Annotated in this window: 16 protein-coding genes; 10 read left to right on the top strand and 6 right to left on the bottom strand. The window is 51.2% G+C overall.

Translation table 11 applies throughout. From position 1 onward, the window contains the following. Positions 1–3: 3 nt before the first annotated feature. From uppS to rpsB, 5 genes are read right to left on the bottom strand one after another with little or no spacing between them, the layout of a single operon-like run. Entirely contained in the window at positions 4–690 is a 687-nt protein-coding gene (uppS, locus tag HYT77_09880; GenBank protein ID MBI2068306.1) for a di-trans,poly-cis-decaprenylcistransferase, read from the bottom strand. A 49-nt stretch (positions 691–739) separates the two neighbouring features. Continuing rightward, the gene (gene frr, locus HYT77_09875; protein ID MBI2068305.1) at positions 740–1,300 is read right to left on the bottom strand and encodes a ribosome recycling factor; all 561 of its coding nucleotides are present in this window, start codon (positions 1,298–1,300) and stop codon (positions 740–742) included. Positions 1,301–1,319: 19 nt separating this feature from the next. Then, positions 1,320–2,063, bottom strand: a complete 744-nt coding sequence (locus HYT77_09870; protein ID MBI2068304.1) for a UMP kinase — start codon at positions 2,061–2,063, stop codon at positions 1,320–1,322. A 15-nt stretch (positions 2,064–2,078) separates the two neighbouring features. After that, positions 2,079–2,927: an elongation factor Ts gene (locus HYT77_09865; protein MBI2068303.1), complete on the bottom strand. Its 849-nt coding sequence runs from the start codon at positions 2,925–2,927 to the stop codon at positions 2,079–2,081. After that, positions 2,924–3,790: a 30S ribosomal protein S2 gene (gene rpsB, locus HYT77_09860; protein ID MBI2068302.1), complete on the bottom strand. Its 867-nt coding sequence runs from the start codon at positions 3,788–3,790 to the stop codon at positions 2,924–2,926. Before rpsB ends, HYT77_09865 begins: the two co-directional genes overlap by 4 nt. A 246-nt stretch (positions 3,791–4,036) precedes the next feature. On the opposite strand from rpsB, the gene HYT77_09855 reads away from it, so the two are divergent. Continuing rightward, positions 4,037–5,527 (top strand): hypothetical protein, encoded by a 1,491-nt coding sequence (locus tag HYT77_09855; GenBank protein ID MBI2068301.1) that lies wholly within the window; start codon positions 4,037–4,039, stop codon positions 5,525–5,527. Here HYT77_09855 and sctU read toward each other — a convergent pair. Next, positions 5,490–6,572 carry a type III secretion system export apparatus subunit SctU gene (gene sctU / locus HYT77_09850; GenBank protein ID MBI2068300.1) on the bottom strand — a complete coding sequence of 361 codons (1,083 nt, stop codon included), beginning with the start codon at positions 6,570–6,572 and terminating at the stop codon, positions 5,490–5,492. The genes HYT77_09855 and sctU overlap by 38 nt on opposite strands. 151 nt (positions 6,573–6,723) lie before the next feature. Here sctU and HYT77_09845 point away from each other — a divergent pair, with 151 nt between their 5' ends. The 9 genes from HYT77_09845 to HYT77_09805 all read left to right on the top strand — a co-directional run bounded on the left by HYT77_09845 (position 6,724) and on the right by HYT77_09805 (position 16,709). Continuing rightward, the gene (locus tag HYT77_09845; protein MBI2068299.1) at positions 6,724–8,523 is read left to right on the top strand and encodes a serine/threonine protein kinase; all 1,800 of its coding nucleotides are present in this window, start codon (positions 6,724–6,726) and stop codon (positions 8,521–8,523) included. A 25-nt stretch (positions 8,524–8,548) separates the two neighbouring features. After that, on the top strand, positions 8,549–9,430 hold the full coding sequence (locus HYT77_09840) for a diguanylate cyclase (protein ID MBI2068298.1): 882 nt from the start codon (positions 8,549–8,551) through the stop codon (positions 9,428–9,430). A 48-nt stretch (positions 9,431–9,478) separates the two neighbouring features. Next, complete coding sequence (gene folD / locus HYT77_09835) at positions 9,479–10,336, top strand: bifunctional methylenetetrahydrofolate dehydrogenase/methenyltetrahydrofolate cyclohydrolase FolD (GenBank protein MBI2068297.1); 858 nt, start codon at positions 9,479–9,481, stop codon at positions 10,334–10,336. Then, the gene (gene metF / locus HYT77_09830) at positions 10,333–11,190 is read left to right on the top strand and encodes a methylenetetrahydrofolate reductase [NAD(P)H] (protein MBI2068296.1); all 858 of its coding nucleotides are present in this window, start codon (positions 10,333–10,335) and stop codon (positions 11,188–11,190) included. Before folD ends, metF begins: the two co-directional genes overlap by 4 nt. Continuing rightward, the gene (gene gcvT / locus HYT77_09825; protein MBI2068295.1) at positions 11,187–12,257 is read left to right on the top strand and encodes a glycine cleavage system aminomethyltransferase GcvT; all 1,071 of its coding nucleotides are present in this window, start codon (positions 11,187–11,189) and stop codon (positions 12,255–12,257) included. Before metF ends, gcvT begins: the two co-directional genes overlap by 4 nt. 11 nt (positions 12,258–12,268) lie before the next feature. Further along, entirely contained in the window at positions 12,269–12,655 is a 387-nt protein-coding gene (gene gcvH / locus HYT77_09820; protein ID MBI2068294.1) for a glycine cleavage system protein GcvH, read from the top strand. Between the two features lie 17 nt (positions 12,656–12,672). Further along, entirely contained in the window at positions 12,673–14,016 is a 1,344-nt protein-coding gene (gene gcvPA / locus HYT77_09815) for an aminomethyl-transferring glycine dehydrogenase subunit GcvPA (protein MBI2068293.1), read from the top strand. Beyond that, positions 14,013–15,449 (top strand): aminomethyl-transferring glycine dehydrogenase subunit GcvPB, encoded by a 1,437-nt coding sequence (gene gcvPB / locus HYT77_09810; protein ID MBI2068292.1) that lies wholly within the window; start codon positions 14,013–14,015, stop codon positions 15,447–15,449. Before gcvPA ends, gcvPB begins: the two co-directional genes overlap by 4 nt. A 123-nt stretch (positions 15,450–15,572) precedes the next feature. After that, a complete protein-coding gene (locus HYT77_09805) occupies positions 15,573–16,709 on the top strand; it encodes an ATP-binding protein (GenBank protein ID MBI2068291.1) in 1,137 nt (378 codons plus the stop codon). Positions 16,710–16,841: the final 132 nt, after the last annotated feature.

The raw sequence follows: 16,841 nt of genomic DNA, 5'->3' as shown, positions 1-16,841 counted from the left end.
CTTTTAAGACCGAACCTGTTCCGAGGTCTTGCCAAAACGCCTTTCACGACTCTGATAATCACCAATCGCCTTGTACAGGCCCTCCCGGCCAAAATCGGGCCAAGGAGTCTCCGTGAAATAGAGCTCCGCATAGGCGGCCTGCCACAAAAGAAAATTGCTGATCCGGTTCTCCCCACTGGTTCGTATGATCAGGTCGGGGTCCGGCATACCAGACGTATCCAGATAGTCAGAGAAGCGTTCGACCGAAATAAAATTATCCCTGAAAGTCCCCTTCTCCTTCTCTTTCAGAATGGTATTAATCGCCCGGATCACCTCATCACGAGAGCTGTACGAGAGGGCCAGATTAAGGACCATTCGGGTACAAGACTGGGTCATCTCCTCGGTCTCTCTCAAGGTCTGCAGCACATCCGGTGGAAACCGCTCGGTGTCACCGATCGAGACAAGACGAATTTCGTTCTTGAGAAGCTTTTCTCTCTTCGTCACTAAAAAATGCTTGAGCAACATCATCAGCGCTGCAATCTCATCCTTGGGACGGGCCCAATTCTCCATCGAAAAGGCGTAGAGGGTCAGGTATCGAACCCCCAACTCACGACAAACAGTGACGATCTCATCGACTCGCTCAGCCCCCTGTTGATGTCCCTCAATACGGGGCAGACCACGAGCCTTTGCCCATCGACCGTTTCCATCCATGATAATCGCTATATGCTGGGGAAGTTTTTTAAAGTCAGGTTTCACGCAGTCAAATTTCCATAATCTCTTTTTCTTTATGGGTCAGCAGCTGATCGACCTGACTGGTAAACTGATCGGTCAACTTCTGGATTTCCACCTCTCCCTTTCGAAGCTCATCCTCCGAGATCTTCCCGCCCTTTTGCAGCTTCTTCGCAACCTCATTCGCCTCCCGTCGGACATTGCGAACCGCAACACGCCCCTCCTCCGCCATCTTTTTCGCCTGCTTGACAAGCTCCTTTCGCCTCTCTTCCGTTGGAGAGGGCAAGCCGATCCGGACCACCTTTCCATCATTGATCGGGTTCAAGCCTAAATCGGATTTTTTAATTGCCTTGTCGATCTCTGAGAGCGTTGATTTATCCCACGGAGTAATTACGATCGTCCTGCTTTCCGGGATGGAGAGTGAAGCGATCTGGTTCAGCGGCATAGAGCTGCCATAACAATCAACGACGACATGATCCAACAGATTAGGCGACGCCCGGCCGGTCCTCAATTTTGCGAACTCCCCCTTAAGCGCCTCAATCGCCTTGCCCATCCTGACGCGCGCCTCTTCAAGATTTTTTTGTGAAGACATACGAACCCTCCTTAACCCTTCAGGAACCGACGAGGGTTCCTATTTTTTCGCCTTGCACCACACGACGCAAATTTCCCTTTTGAAACAGGTTGAAAACCACGATCGGAAGGTGATTATCCATGCAGAGGGAGATGGCGGTTGAATCCATCACCCCAAGCTTCTTCTTGAGGACGTCCAGATAGCGGAGTTTTGGATAGAACTTGGCATTTTTGTTGCGGACCGGATCGTCACTGTAAACCCCATCAACCTTCGTTCCCTTCAGAATTACATCGGCGTGGATCTCCATCGCCCGAAGGGCGGCTGCTGTATCAGTGGAAAAATATGGATTACCGGTTCCTCCCGCAAAGATCACGATCCGCCCCTTTTCCATGTGACGCATCGCACGCCGGCGGATATACGGCTCTGCCAACTGTTGCATCTCAATGGCCGAGAGGACACGCGTAAAGACCCCCTCTTTTTCAAGGGCATCCTGAAGCGCCATCGCATTGATGACCGTCGCAAGCATACCACTGTAATCAGCCGTCGCCCGATCCATCCAAGGGGCGTTTTTCCCACGGAAAATATTACCCCCCCCCATCACAATAGCGATTTGACTCTTGAGACGGTGGATATCTGTCAGTTCACGAACCAGGCCCCTTACCTTGGCAGGATCAATTCCATAGCCGTTTGGACCGGCCATCGCCTCTCCGGAAAGTTTGAGCAAGATACGCCGATAGGCGGCACCGGCCGTTACCTTCTTCCCTGGATTAGAGCGATCCACCATGATTGAAGTGTAAAATTAAACGCCCTCACCTACCTGAAAACGCGCGATCTCAAGGACCCGGGCCTCAGAATCCTTTTCCTTTAAGTAACCCGCCACCGTCCGTTTACCGGTCGTATCTTTGATAAATGGCTGTTCCAGAAAACAGTTTTCACTGAAATAGCGTACCAACTTTCCCTCAATGATTTTTCCGACAAGTTCGGAGGGCTTTTTCGCAAGCTCAGGAGAGGTCTTTAAAATCTCCTTCTCTTTTTGCAACACCTCCTCAGGAACCGACTGGCGATCCAGATACAATGGATGCATCGCCGCCAGATGCATCGCCAGCTCACGGGAGACCTCCTCACCAATCTTGGTGCTGCGAATCCTGACCAACGCACCTATCTTGGAACCCGCGTGCAAATAATGGCCAATCCTTTCCCCCGATTCTGCCTTCATAAGAAAAAATCGCCGGATCGCCATATTCTCGCCCAGCTGGCTGATCATCATCTTCAACCCTTCTTCCAGGCTCCCCTCGCGAATCCGTTGCTTTAAAAGCGAACCCTGGTCGGAGGGATGACTCTCCAGAATGACATCAACGACTTGACGGACAAAATTTTGAAATTGATCCGTGCGGGCGACAAAATCGGTCTCACAATTCACCTCGACAAGAACCGCCATTTTCTGGTCCGAAGAAACCTTTTCACCAATGAGCCCCTCGGAAGCGGCACGGCCTGTTTTTTTGGCCGCCTTCACCACTCCTGCCTTCCTTAAATAATCGATCGCATCGGCCAAATTCCCCCTCGTCTCGGAAAGGGCCTTTTTACAGTCCATGATCCCTGCGCCGGACTTCTCCCGAAGCTCCCGTACCAGATCAGCACTCACCATCATGAAGACTCCCCTTCCTTGTTCGTCACCTCTTCATAAGCATCTTTCTGGCTGTACTCCCCATCAACCGTCTTCTCATAGGCATCCGGTTTGGAGACATAGGCACGCCCCTTCCCTTCCATGAGGCGCTCACGAGGTAATGTCTCCACATCAGTTTCTCCCCCTCTCACCTTCCGACTTAAGACAAGATCTCTCTCCGCCAACCCTTCCAGACAGGCGTCCGCTACCTCCTTGCAGAAATAGCGAATCGACTTGATCGCATCATCATTCCCGGGAATGAGGTAATCGACCCCCACCGGATTGCAGTCGGTATCTGCTACGGCAACGACGGGAATCCCGAGACGATTCGCCTCACTGAGAGCAATATGTTCCTTCGTCGCATCAATGAGAAAAAGGGCCGCCGGCAGACGGGTCATCTCCTTGATCCCGCCTAAAGACCGGCTTAAGTCCTGGATCTCCCGCTCAATCCCGAGACGTTCCTTCTTCGTTAATTTTTCAAACGATCCCTCGTCCCTCTTCTTCTCAAGGTCCTTCAGTCGGTCGATGGAGGCCTTGATCGTCCTGAAATTTGTAAGGGTTCCACCCAACCAGCGTCGGTTGACATAAAACATCTGGGCCCTTTTTGCCTCATCCTCAACAACCGCCTGGGCCTGCCTCTTGGTCCCTACAATGAGAAGGTTCCCACCCTCGGAAACAACACGAGACATAAACTGGCGGGCCTCGGCAAAAAGCTTATCGGTCTTTTGGAGATCAATAATATGAACCCCATTGCGCGCCCCGAAAATATACGGTTTCATCGCAGGGTTCCACTGGCTCGTCTGGTGCCCAAAATGAACCCCCGCCTCCAGCATTTCTTTTACAGCCATACGCCTCCTTTTTACAAAAGTGTCTTTGATTCCATTAAATTAAGCCCATTTGCAAGCGAAAAGTTCTTGATTAACAACACCTGTTTTGCTCTAAGTCCTTCGATTCATAAATTCGGTGACGAATTTATTTACTCAGGACTAGTGCTGAGCGAGTAATTTTGTTGATTTTTTTGGTTTTGTATATACGTCATAGTAATTACGAGTCAAAGTACTAAGAAGAAGTCTAATCTTACACAAGGAGGTTCTATGTATCGATTCCATCATGGAGTAGCTGTCTTGGCTGTCCTACTTCTCGTCAGTTTGCAAGGATGCGGCAGTAGTGGAACGGCTGGGGCAACTCGAGCAATGACGGGATCAGTCTCGGCAAGTTCCTTGCAGAGCGTCCGTCTGAAAAGTCCTCATCAGGCCCTCACAATCAAAAAAGCAACGCTTGCCTGTGGGGATGTCTCGGTCTGCTGTAGCGGATATGATGGAACAGTCAGTGTGAAAAAGATTGGGTCTGATTGCAGCTTCACGATTGACCTCCCGCTTGAGAGTTTCTGCTACTGCGCCCTCTTCTCCGGCAGCGATGGTGATAGCAATGGTTGCCCGGATAATTATGTCGCCTCACTGGGCTGTTCTGCAAACAGTTATGAGGGGGCTATTCCTGTCTTTGCGGATGATGACAACTCAACAGCGGCGATCAATCTGGGGAGCGGCGACGTTCAGGGAAGTAATGTCGTTTCGGCGATCGATATTTGTACGCAGGTGGATCAGGATGACGATGGGATTGCCGATTCGGCTGATACGGACGATGATGGTGATGGTGTTACTGACGCGGGTGACTTTCAAAACGACACCGGCTGCGTGAATGCCGACAAGTTCGACAGCGATGGCGACAACGTGCCCGATATCTATGAGTCCCTTTGGTCCAGCGAGCTCCAGGCGCTGAGGTTGGGAGGGGCTAAAAGTCAGCTTGACACCTTTTTTGAGGATTCGGACAACGATGATGTCCCCGACTTCTGCGACAGTGATTTTGCCTGCACACCCGATTCCGAAGACACCGACGGCGACTGCATTCCGGACCTCTACGACGCCTGTGGTGACGATGGGGATAGTGATGGGGTCCCGTTCTGCGTCGATTGCGACGATGGCGATGCGACTTCCACGGTGGAATGCTACGAGGATGAATTCTGTGCGATCGACAGCGACAATGACGGCTTCGGACTGTGTGACGACTGCGACGACTGGGATCCGGACAGCAGCTATGAGTGTTTTAGTGACGCCTTCTGTGAGGAGGACAACGACGCAGACGGCTTTGGACTCTGCATCGACTGCGATGACGACGATGCCCTTGTGCAAACTGAATGCTACAGTACCGCTATGGCCGATTTCTGCGAGCAGGACAACGACAACGATGACTTTGGCATCTGCACCGATTGCGACGACTTCGATCCCGTTAAGACAACGGAATGTTACGGGGAGGAGGCATGTGCCACCGATTTTGACAACGACGGAATCGATTATTGTGACGACTGCGACGATTTCGACAGTACCGAGACAAACAGCTTTGCCGAAGGGTGCCCGGTCGATGCCGATGCGTGTGAAACATCGGCCTGTGCCAACGACTTTGAGTGTCAACTCTTTGCCGACGACAACCCACGGGATGAGTTTGAGACCTCTAACGTGCAATGTAACACAACGACCGGTTGCTGCGAACTCAAGTCGTCTTCGGCCGGTCTTGCTTCTGTTCCTTGAGCCGGTAAACAAAGGTCAGGATCTCGGCCACGGCCAGATATAGTTTTTCGGGGATTTCATCGCCGATCTCAAGTTCGATCAGCGACCAGGCAAGTGGAATGTTCCGGACGACCGGTATCCCAAACTCCTCTGCATAGGCGCGGATCTGCTCGGCAAAAAGTCTCTGCCCCTTGGCAACGATCTGGGGGGCAACCATCTCCTCACGATTGTATTTGATAACGATCGCAAGATGGGTCGGGTTTGTCACAACAACGTCCGCCTGGCGGACCGCCTGGCGGGTATCCCCCATCGCCATCTCCATATGGATCTGGCGACGCTGCGATCGAATGAGGGGGTCCCCCTCATCCTCCTTATATTCCCTTTTCACCTCTTCTTTCGTCATCCGGAGGTTCTTGATGAATTCGCGCCGCTGCATCATCAAATCGATAATCGCAATAATGATGAAGAAGATGAAAAATCTCACCAGAAAGCGAATCAGTATCAGTCCCGCAAACCGGGCTGAACCTCCCAGGGGAACAGTCACAGTCATGAGAAAAGGTTCAAGCAGCGATTTCAAAACAAAATAGGCAATGGCAAAAACGACAACAACCTTGAAAATATTTTTGGCCAGCTCAAACAGGATCTTTGGCTTAAGGAGATTCTTGAGATTTTCAACCATATTGAGCCGTTTCGTCTGGGGCTTGAGCGGTTCAACCGAAAAAACAGGCCCCACCTGAAGAAATCCGATCAGGGCCGCCACTAAAAAGACGGTCGCCAGCAACGGGGCGGAGACCTTGATCAGGGTGATAAGAGAAGCGCGTCCAAGATCCGCTATGAGATTCGGTTCAAAATCGCTCTGTCCAATCGCCTTGAAGCTGTTCTCCATCAACGTCTTCAGCTCGGCCGAAACGTAGGGCAGGCTCAGGGCGAGGGTAGCAAAGGCGGCTATCATCACCATGACCGTCTCCATATCCCGGCTTTTATAGACCTGCCCCTTTTTACGGGCGTCACGGAGCCGTTTGGGGGTCGGTTGTTCGGTCTTTTCCTGGGAGCTTGATTCAGCCATTGGCCTTGTTTTAAGTCCTTATACCAAAATTATCGGCTCATTTGTCCCATTAAGATGCTAACATACTATAACAAAAAGATAATTTAAATAAGCCCTATTTCTGTTATAATGAGCGTGTTGAAAAATGGCTTTTGGGTTTAAAGCATCAGTTATGAGCGACCTGCCAACCAACGAATTCGGCCAATACCAACTCCTTGAGAAGATCGCGCAAGGGGGAATGGCGGAGATCTTCCGCGGCCGGGCCCTTGACTCCCAAGGCATTGAAAAGCCGGTCGTCATCAAGAGGATCTTGCCCCAAATCGCTGCTTCACCTGAGTTTGTTGAGATGCTGGTGGATGAGGCGAAGATTGCTGTCATGCTCTCCCACGGCAACATCGCACAGGTCTATGATCTTGGAAAAGTGGCTGATGACTACTTCATCGTCATGGAATACGTCCCCGGCAAGACCCTCTCCCAGATCATGAAGAGGCTCAAGACACTCAACAAAAAGATCCCGGTCTCCCATGCCGTCTGGCTCTGCTCCGAGGTGGCGAATGGACTTGATTACATGCACCGCAAGACGGATCTGGAGGGAAACCCGCTCCACATCGTCCACCGTGACATTAGCCCCCAGAATATCATCCTCTCCACCTCCGGCACCGTGAAGATCATCGATTTCGGCATTGCCAAGGCAAAGACCAAGGTCTCCACCACTGATTCCGGAATTTTGAAGGGCAAGTTTGCCTACATGTCACCGGAGCATGCGGAAGGGGAACGACTGGACTACCGAGCTGACATTTTTTCGTTAGGAATCATCCTTTTTGAGCTGTTGACCGGCGAGCGACTTTTCAAGGGAAAAAACAACAAGGAGACGATTCATAATGTTAAAAAAGGTCATGTCCCCCTTCCCTCCTCCCGCCGGAAGAAGATTTCACGAAGCCTCGACCAGATTGTTCTCAGGGCACTCGCCAAGGATCGGACGAAGAGATTTCAGACCGCGGAGGAATTTCAAAGAGAACTAACCAAATACCTTGTAACACAGCATCCCGATTTTTCGCCCCGTGAGCTGGTCTCCTATTTGGGAGAACTCTTTCCTGATGTGACTCCACTCATTAAAGAAAAACTTCAACAATCGACAACGGAAACCCAGAAGGACCTCCCCTCCGTTGAAAAGTCCGATACACACGAGGAGACCGCCCATGCCTCTCCCGACCTCATAGAGCAGCGTCTCATCGACCAGGAGGTTTACACGGAATCACGCGAGGAAAAAACTGCGATTTCAAAGGTTCCCAAAAAACCGTTTCAATTTCCACCCATTAAAAAATATTTCCGACAGGCCTCTTGGTTCACCTCGATTGTTGTTCTCTTTTTCTTAAGCATCGAATTCTTCCCCCCTGCCTTTCACGAGATCCGATCCCTGATGAATCAGTTTCTCCTCTCCTGGGACGTCTCAAAGAGGAAGACGATCGCCAAAACGCCTCCTCCTCCCGAACAGAAACCTCCTCCCTCGCCGGAAATAACCTCCGGGAGTCTCTCCATCAGCTCCGAACCTCTGGGGGCCGTCATCTTTCTCGACGATCAAAAAACAGAGTCCGCTACACCTGGAATTCTCTCACTCCCGGCGGGGAAGGTTTACAAGATCGGTCTTCATGCCGATCGTTACCTTTTCTGGGAGGGGACCATTCAGGTCGATCCCGGTAAAACCGTCTCGCTTTCGGTACCACTCAAACTGAATTACGGCGACCTGGAGGTGAATACACTTCCCTCCGGAGCGAATCTGTTCTTGAACGGGGAGTTTGTCGGACAGACCCCCTTTCTGCGTAAACAGGTTGCCCCCGAAACAGTTTATGAGATCCGTCTCTCGATGCCCGGCTATGAAGAGTGGAACCGTCCCATCAGGATCTTCGGTGGAAAGAAAGAGGTTGTGAATGTCGGCTTAAAGAAGCTTCCCAAATCAAAGGCTTTACGATAAGCAAGACAGGTATTATAGCTGATCTATGGATGAACCACGCGACGAAACAGTCGTCACACCTATTCCGGAAGTCGACAAGAGGGAGAAGCAGGCCTATATTGTTTTTCTGTCAGGCCCCCTCGTCGGCAAGATCCATCTCTTGACCGATGGGAAGGTTGAGCTCGGTCGATCGCAAGAGACCGATATCCCGGTCAATGACCTCGGCATCTCACGCGTCCATCTGCGCATTGAATACAAAAATGGCCGGGCGACCATTAAAGATCTGGGCAGCACCAATGGAACCTATCTGAATGGCCGCCGGGTTGCGGAGGCGGAACTGCAGGACGGAGACAAGATACAGGTCTCCTCATCCACGATCATCAAATTCGCCCATCAGGACAAGATAGAAAATATCTTTCATACGGAACTGTACAAGATGGCGGTTGTCGATGCGCTGACCGGCGCTTACAACAAGAGATATTTTGAGGAGAGGCTCAATGAGGAGTTCAGCTACTGTCTCAGAAACAACGTCCCCCTCTCCCTCATGATGATCGATATCGATCATTTCAAACAGGTCAATGACAGCTATGGTCACCCCGCCGGTGATTTCATCCTGGGACGGGTCGCTGCACTCGCAAAATCGATCATCCGGAACGAAGATATCTTCGCCCGCTATGGCGGTGAAGAGTTCGTTGCGATCCTCAAGGGGACGGATGCCGCCGGTGCCCGTGTACTGGCCGAACGGCTCCGGAAACTTATTGAAGAGTCTCTCTTTCAGTTTGAGGAAAACAGTATCCAGATCACGATCAGCATAGGTCTCTCATCCCTCCTTGGAAAAAATCATGCGAGTCATGAAGAGATGGTCCGGATCGCCGATCAATGCCTTTACCAATCCAAGAATGCCGGCCGGAACCGGGTCAGTGGGTAGTTCAAAAAGTTTCTTGAAAGCTCTCTGTTTCCGTCTTATCCAATCCCGGTGCCTGCCAAAATCATCGACGGGAAAAAAATCGCTGAGCAGATTCGGGAGGAGATCGCCCACGAAGTCTCTCTCCTGAAAAAACGGTCTGGCATTGTTCCAGGCCTTGCTGCCATCTTGATTGGCGACAATGAGGCGTCCGGGATCTACGTTCGTAACAAGAAGATCGCCTGTAAAAAGGCAGGGATGGTTGCCGAGCAATATCTCTTGCCAGCCGCCTCCACGGAAAGAGAGGTTCTTCTCCTGATCGAAAAACTAAATCATAACCCGGGAATTCATGGTATCCTCGTCCAGCTCCCTCTCCCAAAACAGATCGACGAGCGAAAAATTCTTGAGGCGGTTCTGCCGGAAAAGGATATCGATGGTTTTCACCCGTTCAATATGGGGAAGCTCCTCGCCGGTTGTCCCACCGTTCTTCCCTGTACCCCCTTTGGAGTGATCCGGATGTTGGAGGCGATTGACTGCAAGATTGAGGGGAAAGAGGCGGTCGTCGTCGGCCGATCCAACATTGTCGGAAAACCGGTCTCCCTCCTTCTGATGCAGAGAAACGCCACGGTCACGGTTTGTCATACCCGAACTGCCAATCTTGCGGAAAAAGTCGGCCGAGCCGATATCCTCATCGCAGCCGCAGGCCGGCCTGAGATGGTTAAAGGAGACTGGATCAAAAAAGGAGCTGTCGTGATCGATGTCGGTATCAATCGTCTCGCCGATGGCAGACTGGTTGGTGATGTCGAATTTGGAGAGGCCCAAAAGAGGGCTGGCTGGATCACCCCCGTACCCGGAGGCGTCGGCCCCATGACGATTGCAATGCTGCTCTGGAACACGCTGCAATCTGCCAAGAGGACCCTTCCGGCATGAATTTTCATGATTTCTACCAGAAAGGCCGAATCGCCTATTCCTTTGAGATCTTCCCGCCAAAGGAGGAAGGGCTCCCGGCCCTTTTTGAGGCCCTCCAGACACTCCGTACCCTCCAGCCTGCCTTTATTTCGGTCACTTATGGGGCCATGGGTTCGACACGCAACCTGACGCGCGATCTTGCCGTCCGGATCCACCGGGAACTCGGCATTGAAACAGCATTCCACTTCACCTGTGTTGGCTCTGACCGGGATTCTATTCGTGATTACGTCGAGCAATTGAAGAGAGAGGGTCTACGTCTTGTTGTTGCACTCCGGGGGGATCCCCCGACCGGAAGCGGTTCTTTTGTCAAACCCGAGAACGGCTTTTCCTATGCCAACGAACTCGTCACTTATCTTAAGGAGATCGGGGGATTCAGTATCGCCGTGGCCGGCTACCCGGAGGGACATATCGAGTCTCCCGACAAGGAGACCGACCTCAAAAACCTCGCCAGAAAAGTGGCGGCAGGGGCCGATATCGTCATTACCCAACTTTTCTTTGATAATGCCGATTACTTCGACTTTGTTGCCAGGGCCCGCCAGATCGGCATCAAGGTCCCGATCATCCCGGGGATCATGCCAATCTTAAGTTTGAAACAGATCGAGAAAATTACCCGCATGTGCGGCGCCAGGATTCCACGCGAGCTCTATAAGGATCTCGCACAAAGTGAGTCCGATCCGGACAAGGTCCGGGAGGTCGGCATTCAACACGCCATTCGACAGTGTCGTGACCTGATTCAAAAAAAAGTGCCCGGAATCCATTTTTACACCTTAAATAAAGCCGACTCCGTCCGACGCGTGATAGAAAGGCTTGTATGACGGAACAGACCCCACTTCATTCCCTGCACAAAAAACTCGGCGCCAAAATGGTCGATTTCGCCGGTTGGGAGATGCCGGTGCAGTACTCCGGCATCAAGGAGGAACACCTGGTGGTTCGAAAAAAAGCGGGGTTGTTCGACGTCAGCCACATGGGGGAGATTGAAATCTATGGCCAGGGGGCACTGACACTGGTTCAAAGACTCACCTGCAACGACGCCTCGCGACTCGAATCCGGACGTTCCCAGTATTCGGCCCTCCTGACAGAGCAGGGAACCTTTGTCGATGACATCATGGTTTACCGACGTGCGGAGGATCATTTTCTCCTCTGCGTCAATGCCTCAAACACGCTAAAAGACTTTGAATGGATTCTGTCCCACAGGCAACCCGATGTCACAATCGAAAACCGGAGTAACGCTTGGGGATTGATCGCCCTGCAAGGACCACTCGCTCGTCAGATCCTCTCTTCCTCACTCAAAAAAACATTTTTTGAGGAGACAAAACTTTACGGTGCTTCCGTCCTTCTCTCCGCCACCGGATATACCGGCGAGGACGGGTTCGAAATCTTCTGTCCCGCCAGTGATGCGGAAAAAATCTGGACCGAAATTCTCGAGCGCGGAAAACCTTTGGGACTCCTTCCCTGCGGACTCGGTGCAAGGGATACCCTGAGGCTGGAGGCGGCCTATCCCCTCTACGGTCATGAGATTGATGACAAAACAACTCCGTGGGAGGCAGGGCTCGACTGGATTGTCAAAATGCAAAAAGGAGACTTCATCGGCCGGACCGCCTTGAAAGAGCCCCGTAATGACAAAAAACCGGTCGGCCTCAAGATGATCGAGAGCGGGATTCCACGACAGGGCTACCCGGTTCTGCTGGAGGATCAAGAGGTCGGTCGGATCACGAGTGGAACTTTTTCGCCACTTCTGGAAATTGGAATCGCCCTGGCCTCTGTGACTTGTTGCTTGACAAAGGAGGAATTAGTCGGAAAAAGAGTGCGGATCACTATCCGAGAGAAGAGCCGAACAGCAGAAATTGTTCGTCTCCCCCTTCATAAACAAGGGGTGAAATAAGGGGGAATATTATGAACTTTCCGGAAGATCTCAAATACTCCAAAGAGCATGAATGGGTCCGGATCAATGGCAATATGGCGACGATCGGTATAACCGACTATGCCCAAGACCAGTTAGGAGAAGTTGTCTTTGTAGAACTTCCGGCCGAAGGGGAGGAGCTACAGAAAAATGACACCTTTGGTGTGGTAGAGTCGGTTAAATCGGTAAGCGATGTTTTTTCGCCACTCTCTGGAAAGGTTATTGAGGTCAACGATCCACTCTCCGACACCCCTGAAACGGTCAATGAAGATCCCTATGGCGAGGGGTGGCTCGTCAAGGTCGAGGTGACCAACCCCAAAGAACTCGGGACTCTTATGAGTGCCGAACATTACCAAGCGTTCATTAAAGAAGAGTCTTAGACGGCTTTAAAGTTATCGTGCGCTACCTCCCTCATACAGAAGAGGAAATTCGGTCTATGCTCCAGGCCATTGGAGTCAATACAATCGAATCTCTGTTTGAATCTATCCCAAAACGAGACCGGTTGGCAGGACCGCTCAAACTCCCTCCCCCTTTGAATGAAATTGAGTTGAGGCAGCTCTTAAGAGAGATTTCGAGAAAGAATGCCCACGGCGAAGAGTGGGCCTCCTTTTTGGGAGGAGGCGCTTATTCTCATTATATTCCGAGTGCCGCTTCCCATCTGATTCAACGCGGCGAATTCCTGACCGCCTATACGCCCTACCAACCGGAGGTCTCACAAGGAACTCTTCAGGCAATCTTTGAATTTCAAACGATGGCTGCCGAGATCCTTGGAATGGAGATCGCCAACGCCTCCAATTACGACGGCTCCACGGCAACGGCGGAAGCGGTCTTGATGGCACTCCGCCTGAACGAAAGGCCGAAGGTCCTGATAGGCCGTTCCATCCACCCGGAGTACCGGGCTGTTATCGAGACCTATCTTAACAATCAGCGGGTCCAGATCGAGACAATCCCGTTTGGCCCAGAGGGGACTCTGGATCGCAATTTTTTGAAACGGAATATTGATGACAAAACCGCCTGTGTTGTTGCAGCAACCCCCAATTTTTTTGGGGTTGTGGATGATGTGACGGATGTTGCTGAAAACGCCCACCAGCATGGAGCTCTTCTGATCACAACCACCAGTGAGCCTCTGGCGTTTGGACTTTTCAGGTCTCCGGGAGAGATGGGCGCCGATATCGCCGTTGCGGAGGGGCAAAGCTTTGGAAATCCGGTGAGCCTTGGAGGTCCCTCCCTGGGACTCTTTGCCACCTTAAAAAAACACGCGAGAAGCGTTCCGGGACGCCTTGTCGGAGAGACAACCGACCAGGAGGGAAAAAGGGGTTTTGTCCTTACCCTTTCAACACGGGAGCAGCATATCCGACGGGAACGGGCCACCTCCAACATCTGTACCAACGTCTCCCTTTGCGCCCTCGCGGCCACCATCACACTGAGTCTGTGGGGCAAGCAGGGTTTCCAGAAGCTGGCTCAAACCAACTATCAGAACGCCCTGGAGCTCCGAGAGAGAATCAAAAAAATAGCGAACCTTTCCAGCCCTTTTGAATCGACCCACTTCAACGAGTTTGTGATTCGCCTCCCCAAGGTGACCAGCGGCGTTTTGAAAAAACTTCAGAAAGAAAAAATTCTGGGAGGGGTTCCGCTCGATGCCTTGTACCCCGAATTGGAAAACAGTCTTCTGATCTGTACGACGGAAATGAATTCGGACGATGATAGAGACCGCCTCGTCAGGGCGTTGGAGAACCTGTGACACCGACAGAACCCCTGATTTTTGAGCGTTCCCGCGACGGAAGAGAGGGGCATTCACTTCCCAAGAGAAACCGCTTTGATTCTCCTCCTTCTTCTTTGCTTCGTCAGAAACCGGCAAGGCTTCCGGAGGTCTCCGAACCGGATGTCGTCCGTCATTTTAGCCGGCTTTCCCAATTAAATTTCTCTATCGATACCCATTTCTACCCCCTCGGCTCCTGCACTATGAAACACAACCCGAGGATCAATGAAGAAGTGGCCCGTTATGCCGGCTTTGCCCATGCCCACCCTTATCAGCCGGATGAAACAATCCAGGGGGCCCTTCAATTGATGTATGAGTTGGAGCAGATGCTCGCTGAAATTAGCGGGATGGATGCCGTGACGCTCCAACCGGCCGCAGGGGCCCATGGAGAGTTGACGGGTATTCTGACGATCCGTGCCTGTCATAAGACAAGGGGAAATCCACGCACCACTATTTTAATTCCCGATTCCGCTCATGGCACTAATCCGGCCTCCTGCGCGATGGGAAGCTACAAGGTCGTCCCACTGAAGACAGATCGGGAGGGTCGATTGCGTCCTGAGGTCGTCAAGGAACATATGAATGACGATGTCGCAGCGCTCATGTTGACGAATCCGAGTACACTCGGACTTTTCGAATCAGACATCCGGGAACTCTGTGAGATTGTCCATACAAAAGGAGGTTTGGTCTACGGTGATGGCGCAAATATGAACGCGATCCTTGGAAAGTGCCGTCCCGGCGACCTTGGGGTCGATCTGATTCAATACAACCTTCATAAAACCTTCACGACCCCTCATGGAGGTGGTGGACCCGGTTCAGGACCAGTCGCCGTTAAAAAAAATCTCGAACCATTCCTGCCAATTCCGAGAATTACCCAAAAGGAGGAACAATACGTCCTCGATTATAACCGCCCTCGGTCGATCGGCCGGGTGCGTGCCTTTTTCGGAAATTTTTCCATGTTGGTCCGGGCCTACACCTACATCCGGGAGATGGGGCCCGAAGGCTTGAAGCAGGTCGCCGAATTGGCTGTCCTGAACGCCAACTATCTCCGTGCCAGTCTGGAGTCTTACTATCACCTCCCCTTTTCGGAGCGTTCCCTCCACGAGGTCGTCTTTACGGATAAAAAACAGAAGGAGACCGGTGTCTCAACAATGGACATCGCAAAACGTCTCCTTGATTATGGTTTTCATCCACCGACAATCTATTTCCCCTTAATCGTGATCGGCGCCCTCATGATCGAACCGACAGAGACCGAATCGAAAGAGACCCTTGACCAGTTCTGTGACGCGATGATCGCAATTGCGCGGGAGGCACAGGAAAATCCTTCACTCCTCCTGAAGGCCCCCCATACGACCCCATGGCGCCGCCTTGACGAGGCGAAGGCGGTTCGTCAACTCAAGCTCCGGTTTGAGTTTTAAGCATTGTGATTTGGCTTGCTGACAACCCATTTTACGCGTAAAATGGGTTATATGAGCTCCCCCCACGAACAATTTAGAACCATCGAGCATTTTTGGACCACGAAAGATTGGTTAGGCCAACGAATGCTTTTCCTCTCAGGACCCCGCCAAGTCGGGAAAACAACTCTTGTGACCCAGAACCTCTGCACTCAAAAAGAGGCCTACTTTAATTGGGATGATCGAAAAGTCCGACTCGCTTATCACAAAAATTCTGATTTTTTTGTTGGCGCTCACTCGGAATGGATCTGTTTTGATGAGATCCACAAGCGCCCTCAATGGAAAGATATTTTAAAAGGCCTCTATGACGTTCACAAAGATCGTTATCGATTTGTCATCACAGGAAGCGCACGGCTTGAGACTTTTCGTAAAAGTGGTGATTCTCTGGTTGGTCGCTATTTTCATACACGACTCTTTCCCTTAAATCTGCCTGACTTCAAAGAGAACAATTTTGCCCTACCAAAAAACCCCGAAGAGATCATTCTGAGAGCCGCAGAGGAACCCGATGGAGAGGCCTTCAAGACCCTTTTGGATCTTGGCGGTTTTCCAGAACCATTCTTTTCCGGAAGAGAGGAGTTTTGGAAGCGCTGGTCAAACAATCATGTCGATCTCATCATTCAAGAGGACTTAAGGGATTTGTCAAAAGTCCTTGAAATAGACAAAATCGAAAAGCTGCTAGACCTCTTGCAGCCCGGCATTGGAAATCCAGTCAGCTATCGAAATCTTGCAAACGATTTGGAGACAACACATGCAAGCATCAAGCGCTGGCTGGAAATGCTCAATCGAGTTCAATTAGTCTTCCCGGTTTCTCCCTATTTCAAAAAATTGAAACGCGGCTATAAAAAAGAAAAGAAATGGTACCCCACTGACTGGAGAGCAGCTCAAACAAACCGTTTTGAAAACTATATTGCCTCCTCACTTTTTCGAGCCGTTACACTCTATACGGACCGCTTTGGTGATAAAATGTCGCTCCATTTTGTTCGAACGCATGACGGAACCGAGGTCGACTTCTTGATTTGCCGTGAAGAAAAGCCGTGGTTATTGATCGAATCGAAGGAGGGGACGCCGGATATTTCTTCCGCCTGCTACCGCTTTAGCCACCTCTTTCAAGTTCCCTGCGTTATCGTGACACAGAAGAAAAATTTCTTCAAAAAAGTGATTGGACCGGAAAAACAAACAATTTATTGTCTCTCCTGGTCAAAACTAGGCCCCTTACTCCCTTAGAAAATCAATTGAATCCGGCACTGTCACCGTCAACCCCCCAACACCCATCGGGTATTTTCCCACCCATTTTCTTTTCTGACCCCTCAATTTTCTGATTGATTTTATGGGGATAAGAATAGAGGCTCCTGGCAT

Source organism: Deltaproteobacteria bacterium (genome assembly GCA_016180855.1).
GTDB lineage: Bacteria > UBA10199 > UBA10199 > JACPAL01 > JACPAL01 > JACPAL01.
Note: the sequence above shows the minus strand (reverse complement) of the source record. Positions and strands in the feature narration are given on the sequence as shown.